The sequence below is a fragment of the Uliginosibacterium sediminicola genome (genome assembly GCF_039631295.1).
Taxonomy (GTDB): domain Bacteria; phylum Pseudomonadota; class Gammaproteobacteria; order Burkholderiales; family Rhodocyclaceae; genus Viridibacterium; species Viridibacterium sediminicola.
Genome location: NZ_JBDIVE010000004.1, coordinates 230,931 through 252,325 on the forward strand (window position 1 = coordinate 230,931; position 21,395 = coordinate 252,325).

Here is a 21,395-nt window from a genome sequence, read left to right on the forward strand (position 1 = left end):
ATTCCCGGATCAAGGGTTCGGATTGCAGGATTCTGGATAATTCGACGGCACAGTGCGCCAGTATGCACCGGAACGGCCCGGTCGCGCTGCGGCGGCGACTGGCGGCGCTGCGCGGCCCGCTCAGTCCTTGGCTTGCAAGGTCTTTTGCAAGGGCGAGAGCGGGTAGCCGAGGGCGGCAGCGCGTGTGGTGATGGCGCTGTAAGTCGCAGCATCGAGCTGCGGCGTGCGCGAGAGGATCCACAGATAATCGTAATTGGGACCACCGACCAGCACCCAGCGGTAATCGGCATCGAGCGCCAGCACCCAGTAGTCGCCCTCGAAGGGCCAGAAGAAGCTGACTTTCAGCTTGCCCGGCCCGACCACGCGGGCGTTGCCACGGGCTTCCTTCCACTCACCATCGAGGCGTTCCTTGCGGCAGCGGTTGAGCACATCGAGCGTGCCATCGCTGCGCAGGCTGTAATCGGCCCGGCTGGCCACGCAGCCGCGCTGGAAGCTTTGCGGATAGGCGGCGATTTCGTACCAGGTGCCCAGATAGCGTTGCAGATCCAGATTGCTCACTGTGGGCGGCGCGTCGAGCGCCTGCGCTGGCGCCTGAGCGATCAGGCACAGCAGCAAGGCGAGGCTCCGGCTCCGCCCACCCAGGAAGGACGCCAGGCGCGCGGCCAGGCGGCGCGGAACGGAATGCGTGTTCGCAATCATGATCGGTCCTTGTGATGAATGCCGTGTCAGGCAGTGTGCCTGCAGATGAAGTTCCAAGTTTTGTAAATCTAGTTGCAAGGCAAACTATGTCGAACTAAGCTGCAAGCATGTTCGAACAATGCCTCTACTTCAATACTACAGCCTTGGCGCGTCTGCTTGAGCGGGCGTGGACCCAGGCCTTCGCGCCGCTGGGGCTGACGCCGGCGCAGGCCTTCATGCTGCGCGTGGTACTCGAAAAGCCCGGCCTCTTGCAGCGCGAGCTGGCGGCCGAGCTGAGCATTGCGCGGGCGACCGCGACGCGTACGCTGGACGGCTTGCAGCGTCTGGGCTTGATCGAACGACGCAACACCGCCCGCGATGGTCGCGAATTCGCCATCCATCCCGGCGAGCAGGCGCTGGCCATGCGCGAGCCGATTGTCGCGGCCAGTGCCGAAGTCACCAAACGTCTGCGCCGCCAGCTCGGGGTCGCGCAGTTCGAGGCACTGGTAGGCGGTTTGCATGGCGTCCGTCAGGCGCTGGGGCCGACCGAGTAAGCGCAGGATGATTGTGCAGGACGGGGCGCCATGCCCCGATTTTTATCGCCATATAGTTGTATGGCTAACTTTATAAAGGATCACAGCATGCCCATCCTCAAGGTCAAAGTCAGCGCCCCGCGCTCAGCCACGCTGACACGCCAGATTACTGATCAGCTGCTCGAACTGACCCACCGCATCCTGCACAAGAAGCCGGCGCTGACGGCCATCGTGATCGACTATGTCGATCCTGATTGCTGGCTGATCGGCGGGCGCTCGCTGCGCGAACTCGGCAAGGCCAGCTTCTACTTCGACATCAAGATCACCGACGAGACCAATACCAAAGACGAAAAGGCGCAGTACATCCGCGAAGCCTTTGCGGCCTTTGCAGCGCTGCTCGGCGAACTGCATGCCGAGAGCTATATCCACATCGAGGACGTGCGCGCCAGCGCTTACGGCTACGGTGGACTGACCCAGGAGCGCCGCTACCACCAGCCAGGCTGAGCCTGTGTGATGACGGCCGTGTGGCTTCCGCACGGGCCGTTCATCGCGGGAGGGGGCGTTTTTCGTGACCAGGATCACATACTGCGGGACAGCATTTCTCGTCAGATTCTTTGCGCGTGCTATCGAGTCGCACGCGTACAAGACATCGGCGGAAAGCACGATGTGGCGCGGCAGCGGGGACAGGACGCAGGGCTGAAGAGCCTTGACCTGTACTGCCGTATCAGCCTGCGTGGGCGGGCATATCTTTGGAGAAGAGCAAAATGACCTTCAAGTCATGTATTCCTGCGGTAAAACGGGGTGTCACCGCGTTGCTGGGTTGCGCGCTGACGGCAGCTTCCATCGCTGCGCTCGCGGCACCGGGCGGTTTCGCGGAGCGTGATGAAGCGCCCGCGCCCGGTCGTGTCGGAGTGGCGGTGGCCAACTACATGATCAAGACCTGGCCGACGCTGGACGACACCAGCTGTGGCGTCAACTGCTTCAGTCTTGATTACGCCAAAGTGCCTGCCGCGCCTTCGCCCAAGTACTGGGAATACACCAATGGCGTACCGCTGGTGGGCATCTGGAAGCTCTACCAGCACACCGGCAACAAGGTCTATTTCGACTACGTGAAGAAATTCGTCGACACCTATGTCGATGCCAACGGCAAGATCAGCTATGCCGTGCCTTACCCCACACCCTCGGTGCGTGACGCCACCATTCAGGACGTGATCCAGCCCTCCAACCTGCTCTTCGGCCTCTACGAAGAGACCAAGGACCCACGCTACCTCACCGCGATGGCGGCGCAGCGCGAAGTGTTCAAGAGCATCAAGACCAATTCGGCCGGCGCCTTCTGGCACAAACCCTCGTACCCGAACCAGCAGTGGCTAGACGGGCTGTACATGGCCGAGCCCTTCCTCGTGAAGTACTGCGCGCTCTACGCCGCCGAGTCGGACAAAGTCGGCTGCTTCAGCACCGCCACCACCCAGGCGAAGCTGATGCACGAGCATCTCTTCGACGCCAACACCCATCTCTACTACCACGCCTGGAACGGCGCGGCCGATGGCATCTGGCTGGGTCTGGACCCGAAGAAGGGCAAGACGCCGCCGGTCACCGGTGCTGTCGCAAGCCCTGTGCTGTGGAGCCGTTCGATTGCCTGGCTGTATCTTGGCGTCATCGACATGCTCGACTACCTGCCGAAAAACCACCCCGACCGCGCCCTGATGCTGCGCATCGTCAACAACGTCTCCTACGGTCTGGCGCGTTATCAGGACCGCAAGAGCGGCCTGTGGTATCAGGTCATCGACCTGAAGGACGGCCCCTTGCCCGCCAATGGCGGCTATCCGGGTGAATCGATCGCGGCCCAGCCCAACTTCCTCGAGACCTCGGCCAGCGCGCTGTTTACCTATGGTCTGGCCAAGTCGGTACGCAAGGGCTACCTCAGCCCCTACTACCTCGGCGTGGCGCACAAGGGCTGGCGCGGCGTGAAGTCGCAGATCGATATCGCCAGCAATGGCGATGTCAAAGTGCACGGCACCGTGGTCGGCATGAGCATCGGCGGCACCTACAACTCGTATGTGAATGCCGACTTCCGCACCAATCTGACGAGCGGCGAATTGCCGGCACCGGCCGCTTCATGCTCGGCCGCGCAGCTCCCCGGCGGCTTCCCGACCAGCTTCACTTCGGCGCCGACGGTCTGCAAGTTCATCTACGTACGCGACAACGTGCCCCAAGGCATCGGCGCCGTCTTGCTGGCCGCCAGTGAAATGGAGCATGGTCATCTGCGTGAGCGCCATGATGAGCGTGGTGACGGACGTCACTAAGATCTGAGTCGTTGATCAACAAAAACGCCGCAAGTGATTGCGGCGTTTTTTATTGTGGCTTGATCAAGTGCGAGAAGCCCAGCCAAACGGATGACCTGGGTGCGCGTCGAAGCGCTGTGCCCATTCGCTGAGTGCGCTGGAGATCAGAGCCTGAGCTCGCGCGCAGCGCCTCTCTCGGAGAGGGCTTCAAAGGCCCGGTCCTGGCCTTGCTGCTGCCGCAGATTCACGGTAAAGATAAACCTAGCGCCGAAGCATTTGGCGCGCAGGTATTAGGTATCGGGCGATGAGCGCCATGGCGAAACATCCGGCGCAATGCCCTTTCGGGCAGGAGTGCGCTCGCCCATGCCCGACGTGTATGGTTCTACTTGATTTGCATCTAGGCTGCGTTGGGCGAAAGAGCGGATGCTTGAGCTTGTGGAGCGGGTTCAAGCTGAGTTATCTGTCGAACTGATGCCGTGTGGGGAAATTTTGTTGCTTTGACGGAAAAGTGGTTTATCCGTCAAAGCGATGTAGATACTTGAATTGATTTATTTTGAAGTTAACTTAACGTTAGCACTTCAGATCGCACATCTTTCCATATTACACAGGAGACAAAATTGAAAGACGTTCTTGAATTATTTATTCGTGTTTACGAGATATCACCGATTCCACTGCGAATGGCCTATGGTATTTGGTGTGCATTCATCGGCCTCTACATTTATGCCTCCTACCACGATCATTACAATTCACCTATACGACCAAGACGGCCAGTGCAACACAATAGCCCAAATGTTCTTGTTGTTCTCGGCTTGGCAACGGTATTTCTATATACGATTGCCCATCTGAAGCAATGGCCCATTCACTATTCATTGATCGGCGATGAGGCTATTTCGTTTGTGGGACTTCCTTTGATGCTCATCGGTTTGTTCGTTGTAGCAGCAGCTCGGGCAGCTCTTAATGGCTATTGGGGGCCACATATTTATGAGTACGAAGATCCGAAAGACAGCATTCTTATAAAGAAGGGAATCTACGGACAACTGCGGCACCCAATTTATTTGGGTCAAATATTTATGGCAGTAGGAACTCTAATTCTTTCTGACAGCATTATATTTTTGCTATTTGCTGTTCCTCTTTCGCTATTTAATGTTGTGAAGGCACAGCGCGAATCAAGGTACCTACATAGAAAGTTTGGCGATAGTTTCGTAGAGTACAAAAACACTGTTGCATGGTTTTGTCCCGGACTTTTCTAGTGCGGTAAAGTGCTAACCCTGCGCTCAACCTCGCTCCCTTCGGTCGCTGGACGCTGCGCGAAAAAGCCGCGCAGCGCCGGTTAGCTCTACGTTAGACATAACAAGGAGACTGCTTTGCAAATCATTGCCACGCTAAATCTCACAGCAACTGAAGAGGCGGAAATATCCGCAATCCTTGGCTGTCCTGCAGCAGAACTAAACACTCGCCTCAACTTATGCCTCGGCGCCTCAATCAACGAGTACTTGGCTATGTTTCGCGGGCAGCGGGTTTTTAAGCGTGGCAGCGATATGCTTGAGTATCGTTTGCTACTCCTTATTGAAACCGCATTCGGCGGAGTAATACCCGACGAAAGAACCGTCAGTAGTTTGTTCCAAACGACATTGACGGAAAGCCGTTCACTCATTCGTGCGGTGATTTCAAAGTATCAATATCAGCTAAGGTCTCATGTCGAACGAACGCTGAGCGCATCACTGACGGCTGCAATCCGACAAAACAACGCCCAAGACTACACAGTTGTAATCAACAGCCAGAACGTAGTGGACGAATTGAACAAGGCACTTGCTGACATTGATGGCAGCCTCTCACCGGTAGGAAAGAAGAAGGGCAGCGTATCTACTTATGAGATATCTCCCTCATCGTACAACCGTCTTTGCACGAAATTCGGCGTCCAGCCGAACCCATGATCACAATGAGCGATCTACTCTCAGCGTCAAGCTTACTCATGGCTATCGCGGCGATACTCTTTAGCCTTTGGTATGCGGACATTTCGAAAGCACTTGAAACCGAGCCCAAAACTCATAGAGAGGACAACGTAGCAGCAAGAAAGTCCGTCACAGCCATACTTTTCGGTAAAGCCTTGCCGGTCGCAATAATGGCACTGGCGGTGTCGCTAATTTTCCTACCAGACGCCATCAAACTCGCCAAAGAATCATGGCTCTATTACACGCAGAGTGGATATGCAGCACTTATTAATCAGTACGATGCCGTCAAAACAGCTTACTGTTTCGTAACAATACTTTCCGCTGTACTTGCGGTTTATATGTGGGTGCTGGTCCTACAGTTGATCTCCTTACGCAGGCGGCTGGGCTAGCGATGTCTAACAATTCCGTCGAGAGGGACCGCCCACAAGTTGCGCTTGTGGGTTCCCTTCGCGGCTTCACCGCTACGGCGGCCCCTCACGTCAAACTACAAGGGCTTCCCCGTCATTTGCAATAGCTAAATAACGTGATTGGTTTTCTGCTTTGCGCAGGCGCGTATGCGGCGTGGTGTGATGAAGGTGAAGGACTGCGAAACTACAACCGGTCATGTTGGGCTCGATGCTTTTTTGCATTCAACCCGGACCCTGATGAAAGACGCGCGCGAGGGTCTCATTCGTTAGTCGGGTTTAACTTCAACCCCTAGACGTGACCAGACATACCTCGCGCGGGTCCAACCGCTCTTCACATCAACGCTGCTTTGCCCCTGCTGGAACTCTGTTTACCGCATGATCGTGGTGCTCCTCTGCTGTCTTCCTGCTGACTGCTTTTGCAGCGTTCAGGCTGCCTCGATGTTTAGCGTCAGCCGGAAGTCTTCTCCGTAATGCAGCACCGCCCACGCCATTCGGGCGTTCTTGGCCGCAATCGCGATCACCGCTTTCCAGTAGCCACGCCGTTCAACCAGCTCGCGTGCCCAGCGACTGAATCTATCCTGCTTCTCGCCCAGACTAGCCAGAATGGATCGGGCGCCCAGTACCAACAGGCTTCTGAGGTAGGCATCTCCGGCTTTGGTGATCCGCCCCAGCCGCGCTTTGCCGCCGCTGCTGTATTGGCCAGGTACCAGTCCGATCCACGCGGCAACCTGGCGCCCGCTTTTAAAGTCGTGCCCGATTCCGATGCTGGCGAGCAAGGCGCTGGCGCTTACCGGGCCAATGCCGGGTAATTGCATGAGGGCGCGACTGCGGGCGTCTTCCCGTGCGACCTGACTGATCGCTTTGTCGTAGTCGTCGATGCGTTTGTCCAGATCGCGAGCATGCACCAGCAAATCTTCTACGCAACGCCGGGCCCACGCAGGCAGCGCCTCCAGGTGCGCCGGAATGTGCTGTAGCAGCCGTTCAACTTTCTGTGGTGCAACAATGCCGAACTCGCTGATCAAACCGCGTAGGCGGTTGTAGGTCGCTGTCCGCTCGGCAACAAAGCCTTGCCGTGTGCGGTGCAGGCACAGCGTCGCTTGCTGGTGCTCGTCCTTGATCGGGACAAAGCGCATGTTCGGGCGCGTCACCGCTTCGCAAATGGCGGCTGCATCCGCTGCGTCGTTCTTGCCGCGTTTGCCCGAGAGGCGATAGGGCACGACGAACTTCGGCGCGATCAGGCGTACCGTGTGGCCCTGAGCCTGAAACAGCCGCGCCCAGTGGTGCGCACCCGAGCACGCTTCCATGCCGATCAGGCACGGCGGCAGTTTAGAGATGAGTTTCAGAAGCTGATCGCGCGCCACGCGCGGCTTGACCAGCTCCGCCTTACCCGACTCATTGACGCCATGTACTGCAAAGACATTCTTGGCGAGATCGATCCCAACGGTAATAATGCTCATGGACTTCCCCTTTCTTAGTGGCACGATGAAGCGTGGAAACTCCATCATGCGGCTTCCGCCGCAGCCTCGGGACGGGGAAGTCCCTTTCATTCGTTAGGCAGTCCATTTGTTATGGCGACCAGCAATCGAGTAAAGGAACGTATCGGTATTAATGCGGTTTCACGCACAGTTGAAGTTGCGTGGGAAAGTGGTTGGCAAGAGTACGACGCGTCAAATGATGATGCCATTGACGGCGTTATTCTGCTGCGCAAAGGAAGTGCTCAACCAACGGACACAGGTGGCCTTGTGTTCGTCCAAGTCAAATGCGGTGGGAATGGGTACAGACAAGATCAGAAGCAGCACCCTGATCACTTGTGCATTGCGCTAGGTGCAAACTACATCACTACTCATCGCGCTCGCTGGCAGCGCGTGCCCGGACCGGCGGTTCTCGTCTTTGTCGACGATACGAAAGACAAAATGAATCCGCCTGCGTGGTGGGTTGATCTTCGTGACCCTGCAGCGTACTCAACGACAAACGCCGGAATTATCCTGATACCCAAACTGCAGCGCTTCGCCCATCACACCAAGGGGGCATTTCATCGCCTCTGCGGTAGTGGCACTCACGACCGCCGATTGGAAGTTTACGCACTGAACAGAGATGAAACTGTTCTGCCGAGTTTGGGAAAAACGGAGTCTCTGCGAGATGATGCTTGGAGTTTTTATAAAGCATGGCGCGACGACGACATTAGCCGAGACAACCCCGTTCTAGGAAGAATTCTCGTCAACCGTGTTGGATGGAAACACATCACCCGCCGCGGCCGCCTTCCCGAACGCATTGTGCAATCTTGGCTGCTACTTGGCGCAGCGAAGAAACTGATTTCAAGCTCCGAGGATGTCTACAACCTTGGGCATGCTAAACGCACGACCTTTGAAGATGGCAACAGCGTCATCGAGGATTACCTTGGGTTACGAGCAATCTTCACGTTCCCTTACCGCCATCAATCAGTGGTGCAGGTCGTTTTAAAACGCAGCCGCTTAGTCGCGCCGGCCAACAAATGGCAAGAACGGGAAAAGATCTGGTTTTACTCTGTCTATGAGCTTCGCCGTGGAACACATCAGGCAATGTGAGGTGCGCGGTCGCCTTACCACAGCCGGACAAGACTTGAGCGGAAACTCGGTTGAGAAGTCCGATACGCCATTACTCTTCGAGGGCAATGGGGCTAACCGCGCCTCGAAACTGTATCGGACCGCTAAACTCAGCGCAACCTATATGCTGCCTAACAGCTCCGTCGAGAGGGACGGTTTGCAAGCTGCGCTTGCAAATACCCTCCGCCGCTTCGCGGCTCCGGCCGCCCCTCACGTCAAACGTTAGCCGTCGAAATATGATCGAGTCAAGTTACTGGCGTGCCGAGTTGAAGACCGACCTTGCCTGGCTCAAAACCCACCGGACATATCGCAGGTGGTCTGAGAAGCAACAAGTCCTCTTCGAGCGAAAGTTGATGCTCGTGGCTTTTCAGATCCGGTCACTGCTGGAACGGCCCAAAGTTAACGATCAAGCCCGCAGCACCGGCATGTCGGTCTTGCGTTACAAGAAAACCGGTAACCGTCCATTTACGGCCACAGGCGCGGGCTGGCCTCATGAGCGGTTTGATATGGAGCATCCTGAGGCCGCCACACTTTCCATACTTGATGTTTGCAACCAACTCATTCATTACTACTGGATGCAAACTTTGTCAGAAAATAGATCTTTTGTTTCTATGCTGGTGTTTTCCGACTACCAGCGCCACAAGTGGGCCTACGAACTTCAAATCGAAGATCTCTTGCAGTTGTTCCGCGTATTTGGCAATGATTCTTCTGCCGTCGTCGGCATGGAGTCTCGATGGGACGACAAAAAGCAAGACTACATTGTCACAAAAGCATGGGGCCCAAGGCCGTAAGTCGGAATGATTGAAAACACGGAGGTAGGTCGGAAAAGCGAAGCGCCTTCCGACGTTCGAGAATGATTTGTTTCGAATGCATGAATTGAATGACACAAACGTCGGAAGGCGCCTGTGGCTTTTCCGACCTACCGCTGTCACGGTCTGCTTCTGATTTCTCGACCGTCCGTGCGCCGCTTGGCAGCCCTCTCCCGGCGCTCTCGCGCCACCCTCTCCCGCTGGCGGGAGAGGGGAAAACGCGGCCCCCTGCGGGCCTGCGTCACATCTCATCGCATCTCAGCGCGTAGAGTGGCTTAGCCGCAGGCCTAACCCACCACTTGCCATCCGCATGGATGGCTTTCTTGCCCGCATCCGTAACGCGTCTTCCCGTTGGCCACTGACGTGGCCAAGCGGTGGCTTACGCCGCAAAAGGCGCGGCTACGCCACCCTAGCAAACCCAATAGCGCCGCCAGCACTCCGTCCCGCTACGAACGATTTGAGCGAATCGAACGATTCGACTAAGATGAACGAACCGTTCGTTTAGAAAGGCGCTGCCATGCAAACCTTTTCCGCCAATGAGGCCAAGACCCGCTTTGGTGAATTCATCGATCTCGCCCAGAAAGAGCCCGTCCGTGTGATGCGGCGCGACCGGGTGGTGGGGGTGATGGTGTCGGCCAGCGATTACGAGGCGATGCGCACCTTCTACGCGGATCGTCTGCAACACAAGCTTGAGCAGAGCGCGGCCTACGCGCAGGCGCAGGGGCTGACGCCGGAGAAATTGGCCGAGCTGTTGGCCGATGAAAGTTAAGCGCGTTGTTATCGACACGAATGTGTTGATCAGTGCTGCCTTGTCGGCAGGCTCTGTTCCGGCACGGGTCACACAGTATTTTCTTGAACACGGACGCATCCTGTTCTCACGCGAAACTTTCGCTGAACTGGAGACGCGGCTGTGGCGCCCCAAGTTTGATCGTTACCTGACGATGGAGATGCGTCAGGCCTTGCTGCACGATTTCAATGCGGTGGCAGACTGGATTGAGCTGGATGAACAGCCTGAGGTCACGGCTGTGCGTCATAGCCGCGATGCAGGCGATGACACGTTCATTCACACGGCCTTGCTGGGTGCAGCGGATATGTTGGTGAGTGGTGATCGAGACTTGCTGGATCTGCAGGTGGTGTCTGGCCTTGCGATACGCTCACCAGTGGATGCCTTGGAGCAGATCGAGGCGTGGGGCAAGTAGTCGGGATCCTGTTTCCCGCCAAGCCGCCATACAAAGGCGCCACACAAAGGCTCCAAACAAAGGCTCCAAACTATGGCGCTACACAAAAACAGGCCGCTCATTTGCACAATGAGCGGCCTGTTTGTTTGCACACAAGGCGATCGATTCCCGCGTACGGGAATGACGCTCACACCTTGTGATAAACCTTGGCGCCGGTCTTCACGAACTCGACTGACTTCACTTCCATGCCCTTCTTCAGCGCTTCGTCGTCCGACACGCCTTGTGCGGCGGCGAAGTCGCGCACATCTTGCGTGATCTTCATCGAGCAGAAGTGCGGGCCGCACATCGAGCAGAAGTGGGCGACCTTGGCGCCTTCCTGCGGCAGGGTTTCGTCGTGATAGCTGCGCGCGGTGTCGGGGTCGAGGCCGAGGTTGAACTGGTCTTCCCAGCGGAATTCGAAGCGCGCCTTGCTCATCGCGTTGTCGCGGATCTGTGAGGCCGGGTGGCCCTTGGCGAGGTCGCTGGCATGGGCGGCGATCTTGTAGGCGATGATGCCGGCCTTGACGTCGTCCTTGTTCGGCAGGCCCAGGTGTTCCTTCGGCGTCACGTAGCAGAGCATGGCGCAGCCGTACCAGCCGATCTGCGCAGCACCAATCGCGCTGGTGATGTGGTCGTAGCCGGGGGCGATGTCGGTGGTCAGCGGGCCCAGCGTGTAGAACGGCGCTTCGTCACACCATTCCAGTTGCAGGTCCATGTTCTCCTTGATCAGCTGCTGCGGCACATGGCCGGGGCCTTCGATCATTACCTGCACGTCGTGCTTCCACGCAATTTGCGTCAGCTCGCCGAGCGTCTTGAGTTCGCCGAGCTGGGCTTCGTCATTGGCGTCCCAGATCGAGCCGGGGCGCAGGCCGTCGCCGAGCGAGAAGCTGACGTCATAGGCCTTCATGATTTCGCAGATCTCTTCGAAGTGCGTGTAGGTAAAGTTTTCCTTGTGATGCGCCAGACACCACTTGGCCATGATCGAACCGCCGCGCGAGACGATGCCGGTCATGCGGTTGGCCGTCATCGGCACGTAGCGGAGCAGCACGCCGGCGTGGATGGTGAAGTAGTCCACGCCTTGCTCGGCCTGCTCGATCAGCGTGTCGCGGAAGATTTCCCAGGTCAGGTCTTCGGCCTTGCCGTTCACCTTTTCCAGCGCCTGGTAGATCGGCACGGTGCCGATTGGCACGGGCGAGTTGCGCAGGATCCACTCACGCGTTTCGTGGATGTTCTTGCCGGTGGAGAGGTCCATCACCGTGTCGCCACCCCAGCGGATGCTCCACGTGAGCTTGTCGACTTCTTCCTGAATGCTCGACGACACGGCGCTGTTGCCGATGTTGGCGTTGATCTTGGTGAGGAAGTTGCGGCCGATGATCATCGGCTCCGATTCCGGGTGATTGATGTTGGCCGGGATGATCGCGCGGCCACGGGCGACTTCGTCGCGCACGAACTCGGGCGTGATCACTTCGGGAATCGCGGCGCCGAAGCTCTGGCCCTTGTGGATGCGGCCCATGAAGGCGGCCATCTTCTCGCCGTTGGGGCCGGTGGCCTTGAGCGATTCGATGTAGGCGGCGCGGTTGAGGTTCTCGCGGATGGCGATGAACTCCATCTCCGGCGTGATGATGCCCTGCCGTGCGTAGTGCATCTGCGTTACGTTCTGGCCGGCCTTGGCTTTGCGCGGTTTGCGCTGCAGGTTGAAGCGCAGCTCGTCGAGGCTCTTGTCGGCTTCGCGGGCGCGGCCGTATTCCGAAGTCATGCCATCGAGCTGTTCGGTGTCGCCCCGTTCTTCGATCCATTGCGCACGCAGCGGCGAGAGGCCATTGCGCACATCGATCTTCACGGCCGGATCGGTGTAGGGGCCGGAACAGTCATACACGTAGATCGGCGGATTCTTCTCGCCACCCATCGCGGTGGGCGTGTCGGCCTGGGTGATCTCGCGCATCGGTACGCGAATGTCGGGGCGGGAGCCTTCGATGAAGACTTTGCGCGAATTGGGCAGCGGCGCGATGGCGGCTTCGTCGACGTGGGCAGACGAAGCGATGAATTTTTCGTTGGCGTTCATGGATGTCCTCTGTTTGGGGCTGCGTACGGAGAGGCATCCAGCCCGGGCTGGGCAGGTGTCTCGCCTCCCTACGCCGGCATCACCCGGATCAGGTTCGGAGGGTGTTTCTCACTGTCGTGGCACTTCAGACAGACCCCTGGCGAATCGTGCCACCTTACTGAAAAGCGCCTGATGAGGCAAGCGCTGCGCTGCCGGGTGTGACATCCGTCAGGGCTTGGGCCGACTCTGCCGGAGGCGCTTGCGAGGGCAGGCTGGCGAGCCATCCAGTCTGCCAAAACCATCAAAATCGACGTAGCATATCGGCACAACTCAACCATAAGCTGGAGACCTGATGTCCGTCGCAAGCGCTGTGCGACCCGCTCGCCTGGCCATGCCTGCGCTCTTGCTGGCCCTGCTCGGCGGCATGCTGGGCGCCGCTGCGGAGCCCGCCGAGCCGACTTCAGCGGCCGATACCGAGCTGGCCGCCCAATCCGGGCCGCTGGCGCAGTCGCCGCCGGGTGTTGCGGATCAGGCGTCGATGCCCGAGTCGGCCAGCGCTGCGGCAGCGGCCCCGGAGACCTCGGTCGCGTCAGCCGAGGTGTCTGCAGCCTCGGCGGAGTCTGTCTCGGCGCCGCTGGCCGCCGCCGCTGCCTCGGCTTCTGCGGCCTCAAGCCAGCCGCCCCGCAGCGAAGTGCCACGCGAAGAGCTGGAAGACCGCCCCGCGCCGATTGCGGGTCAGGCGGCAGTGCGCAAGCAATTGCTGGCCTTGCAGAGCAGTGCCAGCAGCAGCGCTGCGGCATCGGCCGCGTCCAGCAAGGCGGCCGTGGTGCCGCTCGACAAGCGCAACGCGTCCTCGTCCTCGCTGTCCTTGTCGGTGCAAGCGCCGCCACCGCCGGCTTCGCCCGCCTTGCCGGCCAATGCGCCGGCCTGGCTCCGCGGCTGCAAGAGTGTGCAGATGCAGGGCGCAGCGATCATGTGCGACGCCGACGGCTTGCTGACCCTGCCGTCTGAGCGGGTGCAGGTTTATACCCGCGAGGAAGCGCGCATCCTCAAAGGCTCAAACATGCAGCTGCGCGAGAGCCTGCCGATGCGCTACCGTTTTTTCCTGCTGCCTTAAGCCCACCTTAAGCCCGCCCTAAGCCCGTCTGAGCAGCTGCCTGGGCGCTGTTAGAATCGCGCCCAACAAGCCTTTAGTTGACGGCGGCCCGGCGCGACAAGGATTCCCATGCCCAGCAAGACATTGTTGTTCTGTACGAGTTACATCGCTGATCAGCAGGCCTGGCAGCAGCGTTACAAGCGCTGGCTTGAGCACTATCGGCAGGCATCGCCGGGGCATTACCTGCTGTGCATGATCGATGATGCTTCACCCTTTGTGCCGCCGGAAAAGTCGCTGTCGCGCTACATGGCGCTGGATGAGATTCCGCTCAATGTGGCCAGGCCCTTCATGCTGAGCTTCCCCGAGCGTTTGGGCCGTCAGGCGCTGACGGTGTATCCGGGCTGGTGGCGCAGTTTCTTCAGTGCTTTGCGTGTGGCGCAGCATCTGGGTTGCGACCGCATCGTGCATGCGGAATCGGACTTCTACGTGCTGAGCCAGAAGATGTTCCGTGAGCTGGGCAAGATCGAGCAGGGCTGGTGGGCGGGCTGGTGTCCGCGCTACAACTGCGCGGAGACGGCTCTGCAGGTGATCTGTGCCGATCAGTTTGCGACGATGAAGCTCTTGTCGGACACTGACCACAAGCGCTTCGAGAACCAGTTTGCCGAAGAGATTCTGCCGTTCAGCGGCTTTTTGCGGCAGTTCGATGGCGACCGCTACAGCGAGTTCCGCCGCAAGATACCGGCCAATGCGGACTATGCCGCCCAGGTTCTGCCTGAGCAGGCGGTGTGGCTCAAGTAATCCGCCTCAGCCGCGCATGCTTTTGCGCATGCCATCGCGGATGCTGAAATAGGCGCGCAGGTAATCGGGATAGGGATTGGCCAGATGCGCCGTTTTGAGCGCATCACTGACAATCGCTTCCATGCTGAAGGCGTTGAAACGCGTCGTCGAACTGCGGATGCTGAAGGGGTCAAGGGCGCTGGTCGAATAGCGCCTGCTGGCGAGGATCAGCGGCGCCAGACGTTCCATGATGAACACCTTCATCTGCACATCATCCTTGATGTAGGGCGCCGTGGCGTTGAGCCGGCCATGCAGCGGATGGCTGCTGTCTTCGGCCAGCGCATAGAGTTTTTCGCCAAGCGCCAGCCATTCGCGCCAGAACGCGGGGCGCGCGACGACGTAATTGCAGAAGACGGTGCTGGACGAGTCCATGGTCAGCGCGCTCAGATCGACGCTGTAATCCAGCGCCGCCAGCACCTCCTGCGACAGTACGCCAAGACCGGGGTGAAAGAAGTCACCTTGCTCGAAGACGTTGAGGAACAGCGCGGAGAGATCCCACATCGGTGAGAACAGATAGACATCCTGGTCTGGATGGGCGGCGATGTGCGCGTGTACCTTGGCTGCATCCAGCCCGGTCTTGATGCCGAAGGCGGGCGAGAAGAAGCCGTAGTAGTGATCCTCCTGCAGGGTATTGGCGAGCAGGAAATTGCGCATCGGCCAGTATTCACGCCAGTCCGGCCGCTCGTTGCGCAGATTGTCGAGCCCCGTGAAGCCGCTGCGGGCGACTTCCTGCTGCGTTTGGGCGGAATAGAAGATCTGACGGATTTCGACTGCGTTCATGGCTGAGCCCGGCGGGTGTATGCGGATCGCCTGCCATGATAGCGAAGGGCGCAGGCTTCGCGTGTGCGAAGACTGCGCCCTGCGCGCTGGGGGATCAATCAGTTCAGTTGATCATGCCCAGGGTTTGCGGCAGCCACAGCGACATGGCCGGCCAGTAGGTGACTGCGCCGAGGAACACCAGCATGGTCAGCAGCCATGGCCAGACGGCGACGGTCAGCTCGGTGATGCCCATCTTGGCGATGCCGGAGGCGACGTACATGTTGAGCCCGACCGGCGGGTGGCACATGCCCACTTCCATGTTCACCGTGATGAGGATGCCGAAGTGCACCGGGTTGATGCCCAGCTTGATGGCGACCGGGAACAGGATCGGCGCCATGATCAGCACAATGGACGAGGGCTCCATGAAGTTGCCGGCGACCAGCAGCATGATGTTGACCGCCAGCAGGAAGGCAATCGGGCCCAGACCCTGCGCCAGCAACCAGTCGGCCAGATGCTGCGGAATCTGCTCGTTGGCGAGGATGAAGCTGAACATCACCGCATTGGTGATGATGTACAGCAGCATCGCGCTCATATTGGCCGAGGAGAGCAGCACGCGCGGCACATCGCTGATCTTCAGATCCTTGTACACGAACACCGCGACGATGAAGGCATACACCGCGCTCATGGCCGCCGCTTCGGTCGGCGTGAACACGCCGCTGTAGATGCCGCCCATGACCACCACGATCAGCAGCAGGCCCCACACGCTTTCCCAGTAGGCACGCCAGACTTCGAGCGATTCCCACATCAGTTCGAAGCGGAAGGTCGGTGCGATCTTGGTGTACTTGCCGCAAGCCTGGATCAGCATGATCCAGCCGAGCATCACGGCGCCAGTGATGGCGATGGCGGGTGCCAGTGCGGACACCGAAAAGGCGCCGACCAGGCTGATGCTGACCCAGATCGGCAGGCCGACCACGATCAGGCCGACGTAGACGAAACGGGTTGCCCATTTGTTCTTGGTTGCCCAGGGCGCCAGTGCCAGCCAGAGCAGGCTGGCAGCCACGTAGGGCAGGCCGCCATCAAGCCAGATGCTCAGCAGTTTGCCGATGATCAGCGGCGGGGCGACGGAGAACATCAGCGCAAAGAAGGCACCGAAAGCACTGCCGATCGACGCTTGCAGCGTATTGCGCTCGGCAAACATCTGGACCCGCGGGTAGCCATGCTTGCGCGCCAGATACCAGGTGGTGAGCCCGAGCAGGGTGGCCAGCAGCAGGCCCGGAATGACCCCGGCCATGAACAGCGCACCGACCGAGGTATTGGTCGCCACCGAGTACATCACCATCACGATCGAGGGCGGAATGAGGATGCCCAGTGCTCCGGAGGTGGTGATGACGCCCGCGCCGAAGCCCTTGGGGTAGCCCGCCTTGACCATCGCCGGCATGAGGATCGAGCCGATGGCCACCACGGTCGCCGGGCTGGAGCCCGACACGGCGGCAAACAGCGCGCAGGCCACCACGCCGGCCAGACCCAGGCCGCCGGGCAGATGCCCGACCACCGAGGTGGCGAAGCGGATCATGCGCGCCGCCACGCCGCCGTGGGTGAGGAAGTTGCCGGCGAGGATGAAGAAGGGGATCGCCATGATCTCGAACTTCTCGATGCCGGTGAACAGCTTGAGCGCGACGGCCTCGATAGGCACCTGGGTCATGGTGAACAGGAAGGTCAGCACGGTCAGGCCCAGCGAGATCGAAATGGGCATGCCGGTGAGCATGAGGGCGATGAGCAGCCCGAAAATGATGGCGCCGTTCATTTTTGCACCTCGGCTTCTTCTTCAAGGCCATCGACGTGGCCGTGGTCGTGATGCGGCAGTTCGCCCGTGTGGTAGAAATTGAAGGCCACTTGCAGGAAGCGGAAACACATCAGGCTGGAGCCCAGCGGAATGGCGAGATAGACCGCCCACTTGGGCCAGTCCAGATCGCTGGTATTGCCGCCCGACAGCGCATCGGTGGCGATCCCCAGCGAGCTGAAGGTGAAGTAGTGCATGCCGCCGTCCCACACCAGCTTGCCACCGAGGGTGGCGACGATGGCGGTGAAGGTGGCGCCAGCGAGCAGGCCGAACAGCACGAATTTTCTGTGGTTCTTTTCGGAGAGGCGGTTGATCAGCACGTCGACACCGACGTGGATGCCGGTGCGCACGCCATAGGCGGCGCCGAACTTGGCCATCCAGACGAACATGATGATGGTCAGCTCCTGTGCCCAGCTGGTGTTCAGCGAGATCAGCCAGTCTTGTACGACGGGAATGTTGTAGCCCGAGAGGTAACGGTGCATCACGGCCACGAAGACGATCAGGGTGGCGAGCCCCATCAGGGTCGAGATGATCCATTCCTCGATATGGTCGAGAAATTTCATGATTTTTTCTTCTGTTATGAAAAGAAATGAAAAAGGGCGGCAGCGCCGCCCTTCTGCTTACGCTCAGAGCTTCGTGGGGTCGAAGCCGGTTTCCTTGTAGATGGCCTTGATCAGGTCGGCGCCGATGCGGTTTTCATGCTCGCGATGCACCTTCATCATGGCTTTCTTCAGTTCCAGACGTTCGGCATCGGTCGGCACGATGATGGTGGTCTTGCCGGACTTGCGCACGGCTTCGACATCTTCATCGTTCTTCTGCTTGGCGATCTTGTTGGCATAGACCGTGGCTTCGGCCATGGCGTCATCAATGATCTTGCGCATGTCGGCAGGCAGGCCGTCCCAGAACTTCTTGTTCACGATCACCGCATAGCCAAGGTAGCCGTGCTGCGAACGCAGCATGTACTTCTGCACTTCATGCATCTTCTGCGTGTAGAAGTTGGACGGCGGGTTCTCGGTGCCATCGACAACGCCGGTCGACAGCGCTTGATACACCTCGGAGAAGGCCATCACCTGCGGATTGACGCCCAGTGAGCGCATCTGCGAGTCGAGCACCTTGGAGGACTGGATGCGCATCTTCAGGCCCTTGAAGTCTGCCGGCGCCTTGATCGGCTTGTTGGCCGAGAAATCCTTGAAGGCGTTATCCCAGTAAGCCAGGCCGACGATACCCTTGGGTTCGAGCTTCTTGAGCAGGTTTTTGCCCAGCGGGCCGGTGGTCACGCGGTGCAGCTCGTCATAGTTGTCGAAGATGAAGGGCAGGTCGAAGGCTTCGAAGTCCGGCACGCCCAGCGGGCCGAACTTGGCCAGCGAGGGCGCCAGCATCTGCACCGAGCCCAGCTGCAGCGCTTCCATCTCTTCGCCATCCTTGTACAGCTGGCTGTTCGGATACACCTCGACCTTCACCTTGCCGTTGCTGCGCTTGTTGACCAGATCGGCGAAGTAATCAGCCGCCAGGCCTTTGGGCGTATCTTTGGCGACCACATGGCTGAACTTGATGACAATCGGGGTCTGCGCGGCGGCTGGCAGGGCGCTCAGCAATAACGCCAACAGACTGGCGCCGAAAAAAATGCGACGATTCATGGTATGTCTCCTCTTGGGGGTGTCGGGCTCCCAGCCCGTACTTGGTGGAGGATTTATAGAGAAATAGAGGGTGGCACTCCATTGTGGAGTTCCACAATCGGCCCATTCAGGTTTGCAAACAGCATGCTCAAATCATTTCAATCGCATGCCAGTCCGTGGTTCTGGCGTCTGCCAGCCATCGTGGTGCTTGGCCTGCTGACCGGTGTGGCCGGCTTCGTCATGCTGACCCTGCACCAGGATCAGCAAGAGCAGCGCGGCGCGATGCTCTCGGATGTGCTGTGGCTGGAGCAGAACCTGCGCTTCCAGTTCGAGCGCAACGAGGAGCAGCTCGAACGCCTGGCGCCGGAGCTGTTGCAGGTGGGGCGGCCCGACGCAACTGCCATGGCGCGTGCGCGGCAGAGCATCGGTAAGGACAGTGGCATTGCCCGGCTGATCTGGCTGGACGCCGATGGCCGCCAGCGTGGTGAGCTACCGCCACAGGAGTTGCGCCTGGCGCAGGCGCAGCAGCAGGCGCTGGACGCGGTGCTGCGCAAGGCGCGCGCATTCGGCAAGCCGGCCTACGGTTCGCTGCTCGACGCAGCCGATGGTGCGGCGATCAGCGTGGCGGTGCCCTACTTCGACGGTGAACAGCTGCGTGGCATGCTGATCGGCATCTATCCGTTGTCGAAGCTGCTGGCCACCCAGGTGCCGTGGTGGTTTTCGGAGCGCTACCGGCTGACCATCAAGGACCAGCAGGGGCATGAAGTCGCGAGCAAGTCGCGCGTGGCGGCGCTGCACCCTGAGCTGTCCTACGAAGTGCCCTTCGATCCGCCCGGCAACGGGCTGATGCTGCATGTCGATACCTACAAGAGTGGCTCACGCGTGGTGCCCTTGCTGTTTGCGGCGGCCGTGGTGTTGTTCGCGCTGGCCCTGCTGTGGAGCCTGTGGCTGCTGGCCAGCCATGTGCGCCGCCGTCATGAGGCCGAGCAGGCCTTGCAGCGCGAATACAACTTCCGCCGCGCGATGGAGGACTCGCTGCATACCGGTTTGCGTGCGCGAGACCTCGACGGCAACACGACCTATGTCAATCGCGCGTTCTGCGAGATGGTCGGCTGGTCGGCCGAAGAGCTGCTCGGGCAGAGCTCGCCGATGCCCTACTGGCTGCCCGAGGATTACGAGACCAATAGTGATACGCACCGCCGCGTGCTTGCCGGCAAGGCCTCGCACCAGAGCATCGAACTGCGCTTCCGGCGCAAGAACGGCGAGATTTTCGATGCCCTCATCTACGAGGCGCCGCTCATCGATACCGAGGGCAAGCACTTCGGCTGGATGGCCTCGGTGCTCGACATCACCGATCGCAAGCGCGCCGAGGACCTGGCGCGGACACAGCAGGAGCGCCTGCAGGCCACGGCGCGCCTGGTCACCACCGGCGAACTGGCTTCGACCTTGGCGCACGAACTCAATCAGCCACTCGCTGCCATCTCGACCTATGCCGGTGGCTGCATCAGCGGCTTGCAGCACGACATGCCTTCCGAGCAGCTGATTACTGCGCTGCAGAAGATCTCGCACCAGTCGCAGCGCGCCGGCAACATCATCCGCCGCATCCAGAACTTCGTGCGACGCAGTGAGCCGCGGCATGAACAGGTCGATCTGGCGCGCGTGGTGCGCGAGGCGGCGGCCTTGCTGGAGAGCAGCGCGCACAAGCGCCAGGTGCGCATCGCGCTGGCCTTTGCCCACGACATGCCGAGCATTGAGGGCGATGGCACCTTGCTGGAGCAGGTCGTCGTCAATCTGATGCGTAACGGCATGGATGCCATGCAGGATGTGGTGCTCGCCGAGCGCCAGCTGCGGGTGAGTGTCACCACCCTGGAAGCGAGCATGGAAATCAGCATTGCTGACCGTGGCTGCGGCCTCACGCCGGAGACGGTCGAAAAGCTTTATTCGCCGTTTTTCACCACCAAGGCCGAAGGCATGGGCATGGGCTTGAACATCTGCCGCTCGATCATCGAGTGGCATCGCGGCCGCCTGTGGTTTGAAGCCAACCCCGGAGGCGGTACCATCTTCCGCTTTTCGCTGCCCCGAGAGTCCCATTCATGACTGCGCTGGTTCATATTGTTGACGACGACGAGGCGATTCGCGACGCCCTGAGCTTCCTGCTCGGCACCCATGGTCTGGCTAACCGTTGCTGGCACAGTGGTGAGCAGTTCCTGCTCGACTACCGCGACAGCATGCGTGGCTGCATCGTGCTCGATGTGCGCATGAGCGGCATGACCGGCCCGGAATGCTTCGACGTGTTGCGTGGTCGTGGCTGCCGCATGCCGGTGATCTTCCTCACCGGCCATGGGGATGTGCCGCTGGCCGTCGAGGTGCTGCGTGCCGGCGCTTGCCACTTCATCGAAAAGCCGCCGCATGAGGCGCAGCTGCTGGCGGCCGTGCGCGAGGCGCTGCAACGCGATATCGAGATCCAGGAAAGCTACGACGCGCGCAACCAGCTCGGCGAGCGCCTGCGCCAGCTGAGTCCGCGCGAGCGCGAGGTGATGGACCTGATTCTCGATGGCAAGCTCAACAAGCAGATTGCCGACATCCTGCAGATCAGCATGCGCACGGTGGAAGTGCACCGCTCCAACATCTTCGACAAGATGGCGGTGCGTTCGGCCGTCGAACTGGCGGGGCTGCTGGCCAAGAACTGAGCCGAGGGCGTGTTGTGTCGCTTGCAGAGGACGGGCGCTGCCCGTAGCATGCGTTG

The 21,395-nt window shown here is 59.7% G+C and carries 21 protein-coding genes and 1 riboswitch; of the genes, 14 read left to right on the plus strand and 7 right to left on the minus strand.

The genetic code is table 11. The features are described from left to right. Positions 1-120 precede the first annotated feature (120 nt). Positions 121-699 (minus strand): lipocalin family protein, encoded by a 579-nt coding sequence (locus ABDB84_RS10005; protein WP_345919581.1) that lies wholly within the window; start codon positions 697-699, stop codon positions 121-123. A gap of 107 nt (positions 700-806) precedes the next feature. Between ABDB84_RS10005 and ABDB84_RS10010 the strand changes: the two genes are divergently transcribed. From ABDB84_RS10010 to ABDB84_RS10035, 6 genes are all read left to right on the plus strand, one after another. Then, the gene (locus ABDB84_RS10010; RefSeq protein ID WP_345919582.1) at positions 807-1,232 is read left to right on the plus strand and encodes a MarR family winged helix-turn-helix transcriptional regulator; all 426 of its coding nucleotides are present in this window, start codon (positions 807-809) and stop codon (positions 1,230-1,232) included. A gap of 87 nt (positions 1,233-1,319) precedes the next feature. Next, complete coding sequence (locus ABDB84_RS10015) at positions 1,320-1,715, plus strand: tautomerase family protein (protein ID WP_345919583.1); 396 nt, start codon at positions 1,320-1,322, stop codon at positions 1,713-1,715. A gap of 260 nt (positions 1,716-1,975) precedes the next feature. Next, a complete protein-coding gene (locus ABDB84_RS10020) occupies positions 1,976-3,514 on the plus strand; it encodes a glycoside hydrolase family 88/105 protein (RefSeq protein WP_345919584.1) in 1,539 nt (512 codons plus the stop codon). 596 nt (positions 3,515-4,110) lie between these two features. After that, the gene (locus tag ABDB84_RS10025; protein WP_345919585.1) at positions 4,111-4,743 is read left to right on the plus strand and encodes a methyltransferase family protein; all 633 of its coding nucleotides are present in this window, start codon (positions 4,111-4,113) and stop codon (positions 4,741-4,743) included. Between the two features lie 114 nt (positions 4,744-4,857). Continuing rightward, positions 4,858-5,427, plus strand: a complete 570-nt coding sequence (locus ABDB84_RS10030; RefSeq protein WP_345919586.1) for a hypothetical protein — start codon at positions 4,858-4,860, stop codon at positions 5,425-5,427. Positions 5,428-5,432: 5 nt separating this feature from the next. Continuing rightward, entirely contained in the window at positions 5,433-5,834 is a 402-nt protein-coding gene (locus ABDB84_RS10035; RefSeq protein ID WP_345919587.1) for a hypothetical protein, read from the plus strand. Between the two features lie 443 nt (positions 5,835-6,277). Here the strand turns inward: ABDB84_RS10035 and ABDB84_RS10040 are convergent, their stop codons facing one another. After that, on the minus strand, positions 6,278-7,309 hold the full coding sequence (locus tag ABDB84_RS10040) for an IS110 family RNA-guided transposase (RefSeq protein WP_345919588.1): 1,032 nt from the start codon (positions 7,307-7,309) through the stop codon (positions 6,278-6,280). Positions 7,310-7,420: 111 nt separating this feature from the next. Between ABDB84_RS10040 and ABDB84_RS10045 the strand changes: the two genes are divergently transcribed. The 4 genes from ABDB84_RS10045 (at position 7,421) to ABDB84_RS10060 (ending at position 10,442) form a co-directional block, all read left to right on the plus strand. Beyond that, positions 7,421-8,416: a DUF4365 domain-containing protein gene (locus ABDB84_RS10045; RefSeq protein ID WP_345919589.1), complete on the plus strand. Its 996-nt coding sequence runs from the start codon at positions 7,421-7,423 to the stop codon at positions 8,414-8,416. 254 nt (positions 8,417-8,670) lie between these two features. Further along, on the plus strand, positions 8,671-9,225 hold the full coding sequence (locus ABDB84_RS10050; protein WP_345919590.1) for a hypothetical protein: 555 nt from the start codon (positions 8,671-8,673) through the stop codon (positions 9,223-9,225). Positions 9,226-9,760: 535 nt separating this feature from the next. Then, entirely contained in the window at positions 9,761-10,012 is a 252-nt protein-coding gene (locus tag ABDB84_RS10055; RefSeq protein WP_345919591.1) for a type II toxin-antitoxin system prevent-host-death family antitoxin, read from the plus strand. Beyond that, on the plus strand, positions 10,002-10,442 hold the full coding sequence (locus ABDB84_RS10060) for a putative toxin-antitoxin system toxin component, PIN family (protein WP_345919592.1): 441 nt from the start codon (positions 10,002-10,004) through the stop codon (positions 10,440-10,442). The genes ABDB84_RS10055 and ABDB84_RS10060 overlap by 11 nt, the downstream gene beginning before the upstream one ends. Positions 10,443-10,608: 166 nt before the next feature. Here the strand turns inward: ABDB84_RS10060 and thiC are convergent, their stop codons facing one another. Then, entirely contained in the window at positions 10,609-12,522 is a 1,914-nt protein-coding gene (thiC, locus tag ABDB84_RS10065; RefSeq protein WP_345919593.1) for a phosphomethylpyrimidine synthase ThiC, read from the minus strand. A gap of 48 nt (positions 12,523-12,570) precedes the next feature. Continuing rightward, a riboswitch (TPP riboswitch) is annotated at positions 12,571-12,670 on the minus strand. A gap of 183 nt (positions 12,671-12,853) precedes the next feature. Here thiC and ABDB84_RS10070 point away from each other — a divergent pair. Both ABDB84_RS10070 and ABDB84_RS10075 read left to right on the plus strand, forming a co-directional pair. Then, the gene (locus ABDB84_RS10070; protein ID WP_345919594.1) at positions 12,854-13,618 is read left to right on the plus strand and encodes a hypothetical protein; all 765 of its coding nucleotides are present in this window, start codon (positions 12,854-12,856) and stop codon (positions 13,616-13,618) included. Positions 13,619-13,726: 108 nt separating this feature from the next. After that, positions 13,727-14,395 carry a hypothetical protein gene (locus ABDB84_RS10075; RefSeq protein ID WP_345919595.1) on the plus strand — a complete coding sequence of 223 codons (669 nt, stop codon included), beginning with the start codon at positions 13,727-13,729 and terminating at the stop codon, positions 14,393-14,395. 6 nt (positions 14,396-14,401) lie between these two features. Here ABDB84_RS10075 and ABDB84_RS10080 read toward each other — a convergent pair whose 3' ends face one another. The 4 genes from ABDB84_RS10080 to ABDB84_RS10095 form a co-directional block, all read right to left on the minus strand. Further along, on the minus strand, positions 14,402-15,214 hold the full coding sequence (locus ABDB84_RS10080) for a hypothetical protein (RefSeq protein WP_345919596.1): 813 nt from the start codon (positions 15,212-15,214) through the stop codon (positions 14,402-14,404). A gap of 103 nt (positions 15,215-15,317) precedes the next feature. Further along, the gene (locus ABDB84_RS10085) at positions 15,318-16,997 is read right to left on the minus strand and encodes a TRAP transporter large permease (protein WP_345919597.1); all 1,680 of its coding nucleotides are present in this window, start codon (positions 16,995-16,997) and stop codon (positions 15,318-15,320) included. Continuing rightward, positions 16,994-17,596, minus strand: coding sequence for a TRAP transporter small permease (locus ABDB84_RS10090; RefSeq protein ID WP_345919598.1), 603 nt, complete (start codon positions 17,594-17,596; stop codon positions 16,994-16,996). Before ABDB84_RS10090 ends, ABDB84_RS10085 begins: the two co-directional genes overlap by 4 nt. 63 nt (positions 17,597-17,659) lie before the next feature. Further along, the gene (locus tag ABDB84_RS10095; RefSeq protein ID WP_345919599.1) at positions 17,660-18,670 is read right to left on the minus strand and encodes a TRAP transporter substrate-binding protein; all 1,011 of its coding nucleotides are present in this window, start codon (positions 18,668-18,670) and stop codon (positions 17,660-17,662) included. A 123-nt stretch (positions 18,671-18,793) separates the two neighbouring features. Between ABDB84_RS10095 and ABDB84_RS10100 the strand changes: the two genes are divergently transcribed. Both ABDB84_RS10100 and ABDB84_RS10105 read left to right on the plus strand, forming a co-directional pair. Further along, positions 18,794-20,746 (plus strand): sensor histidine kinase, encoded by a 1,953-nt coding sequence (locus ABDB84_RS10100; protein WP_345919600.1) that lies wholly within the window; start codon positions 18,794-18,796, stop codon positions 20,744-20,746. Continuing rightward, a complete protein-coding gene (locus ABDB84_RS10105) occupies positions 20,743-21,339 on the plus strand; it encodes a response regulator transcription factor (RefSeq protein WP_345919601.1) in 597 nt (198 codons plus the stop codon). Before ABDB84_RS10100 ends, ABDB84_RS10105 begins: the two co-directional genes overlap by 4 nt. Positions 21,340-21,395 lie beyond the last annotated feature (56 nt).

Bases quoted from the DNA above. Each gene is read 5' to 3' on its own strand.
- ABDB84_RS10080 (WP_345919596.1), bottom strand. From the start codon at position 15,214: ATGAACGCAGTCGAAATCCGTCAGATCTTCTATTCCGCCCAAACGCAG.
- ABDB84_RS10050 (WP_345919590.1), top strand. From the start codon at position 8,671: ATGATCGAGTCAAGTTACTGGCGTGCCGAGTTGAAGACCGACCTTGCC.
- ABDB84_RS10075 (WP_345919595.1), top strand. From the start codon at position 13,727: ATGCCCAGCAAGACATTGTTGTTCTGTACGAGTTACATCGCTGATCAG.
- ABDB84_RS10085 (WP_345919597.1), bottom strand. From the start codon at position 16,997: ATGAACGGCGCCATCATTTTCGGGCTGCTCATCGCCCTCATGCTCACC.
- ABDB84_RS10055 (WP_345919591.1), top strand. From the start codon at position 9,761: ATGCAAACCTTTTCCGCCAATGAGGCCAAGACCCGCTTTGGTGAATTC.
- ABDB84_RS10015 (WP_345919583.1), top strand. From the start codon at position 1,320: ATGCCCATCCTCAAGGTCAAAGTCAGCGCCCCGCGCTCAGCCACGCTG.
- ABDB84_RS10095 (WP_345919599.1), bottom strand. From the start codon at position 18,670: ATGAATCGTCGCATTTTTTTCGGCGCCAGTCTGTTGGCGTTATTGCTG.
- ABDB84_RS10005 (WP_345919581.1), bottom strand. From the start codon at position 699: ATGATTGCGAACACGCATTCCGTTCCGCGCCGCCTGGCCGCGCGCCTG.
- ABDB84_RS10070 (WP_345919594.1), top strand. From the start codon at position 12,854: ATGTCCGTCGCAAGCGCTGTGCGACCCGCTCGCCTGGCCATGCCTGCG.
- ABDB84_RS10045 (WP_345919589.1), top strand. From the start codon at position 7,421: ATGGCGACCAGCAATCGAGTAAAGGAACGTATCGGTATTAATGCGGTT.
- ABDB84_RS10010 (WP_345919582.1), top strand. From the start codon at position 807: ATGTTCGAACAATGCCTCTACTTCAATACTACAGCCTTGGCGCGTCTG.
- ABDB84_RS10040 (WP_345919588.1), bottom strand. From the start codon at position 7,309: ATGAGCATTATTACCGTTGGGATCGATCTCGCCAAGAATGTCTTTGCA.
- thiC (WP_345919593.1), bottom strand. From the start codon at position 12,522: ATGAACGCCAACGAAAAATTCATCGCTTCGTCTGCCCACGTCGACGAA.
- ABDB84_RS10035 (WP_345919587.1), top strand. From the start codon at position 5,433: ATGAGCGATCTACTCTCAGCGTCAAGCTTACTCATGGCTATCGCGGCG.
- ABDB84_RS10105 (WP_345919601.1), top strand. From the start codon at position 20,743: ATGACTGCGCTGGTTCATATTGTTGACGACGACGAGGCGATTCGCGAC.
- ABDB84_RS10100 (WP_345919600.1), top strand. From the start codon at position 18,794: ATGCTCAAATCATTTCAATCGCATGCCAGTCCGTGGTTCTGGCGTCTG.
- ABDB84_RS10060 (WP_345919592.1), top strand. From the start codon at position 10,002: ATGAAAGTTAAGCGCGTTGTTATCGACACGAATGTGTTGATCAGTGCT.
- ABDB84_RS10090 (WP_345919598.1), bottom strand. From the start codon at position 17,596: ATGAAATTTCTCGACCATATCGAGGAATGGATCATCTCGACCCTGATG.
- ABDB84_RS10020 (WP_345919584.1), top strand. From the start codon at position 1,976: ATGACCTTCAAGTCATGTATTCCTGCGGTAAAACGGGGTGTCACCGCG.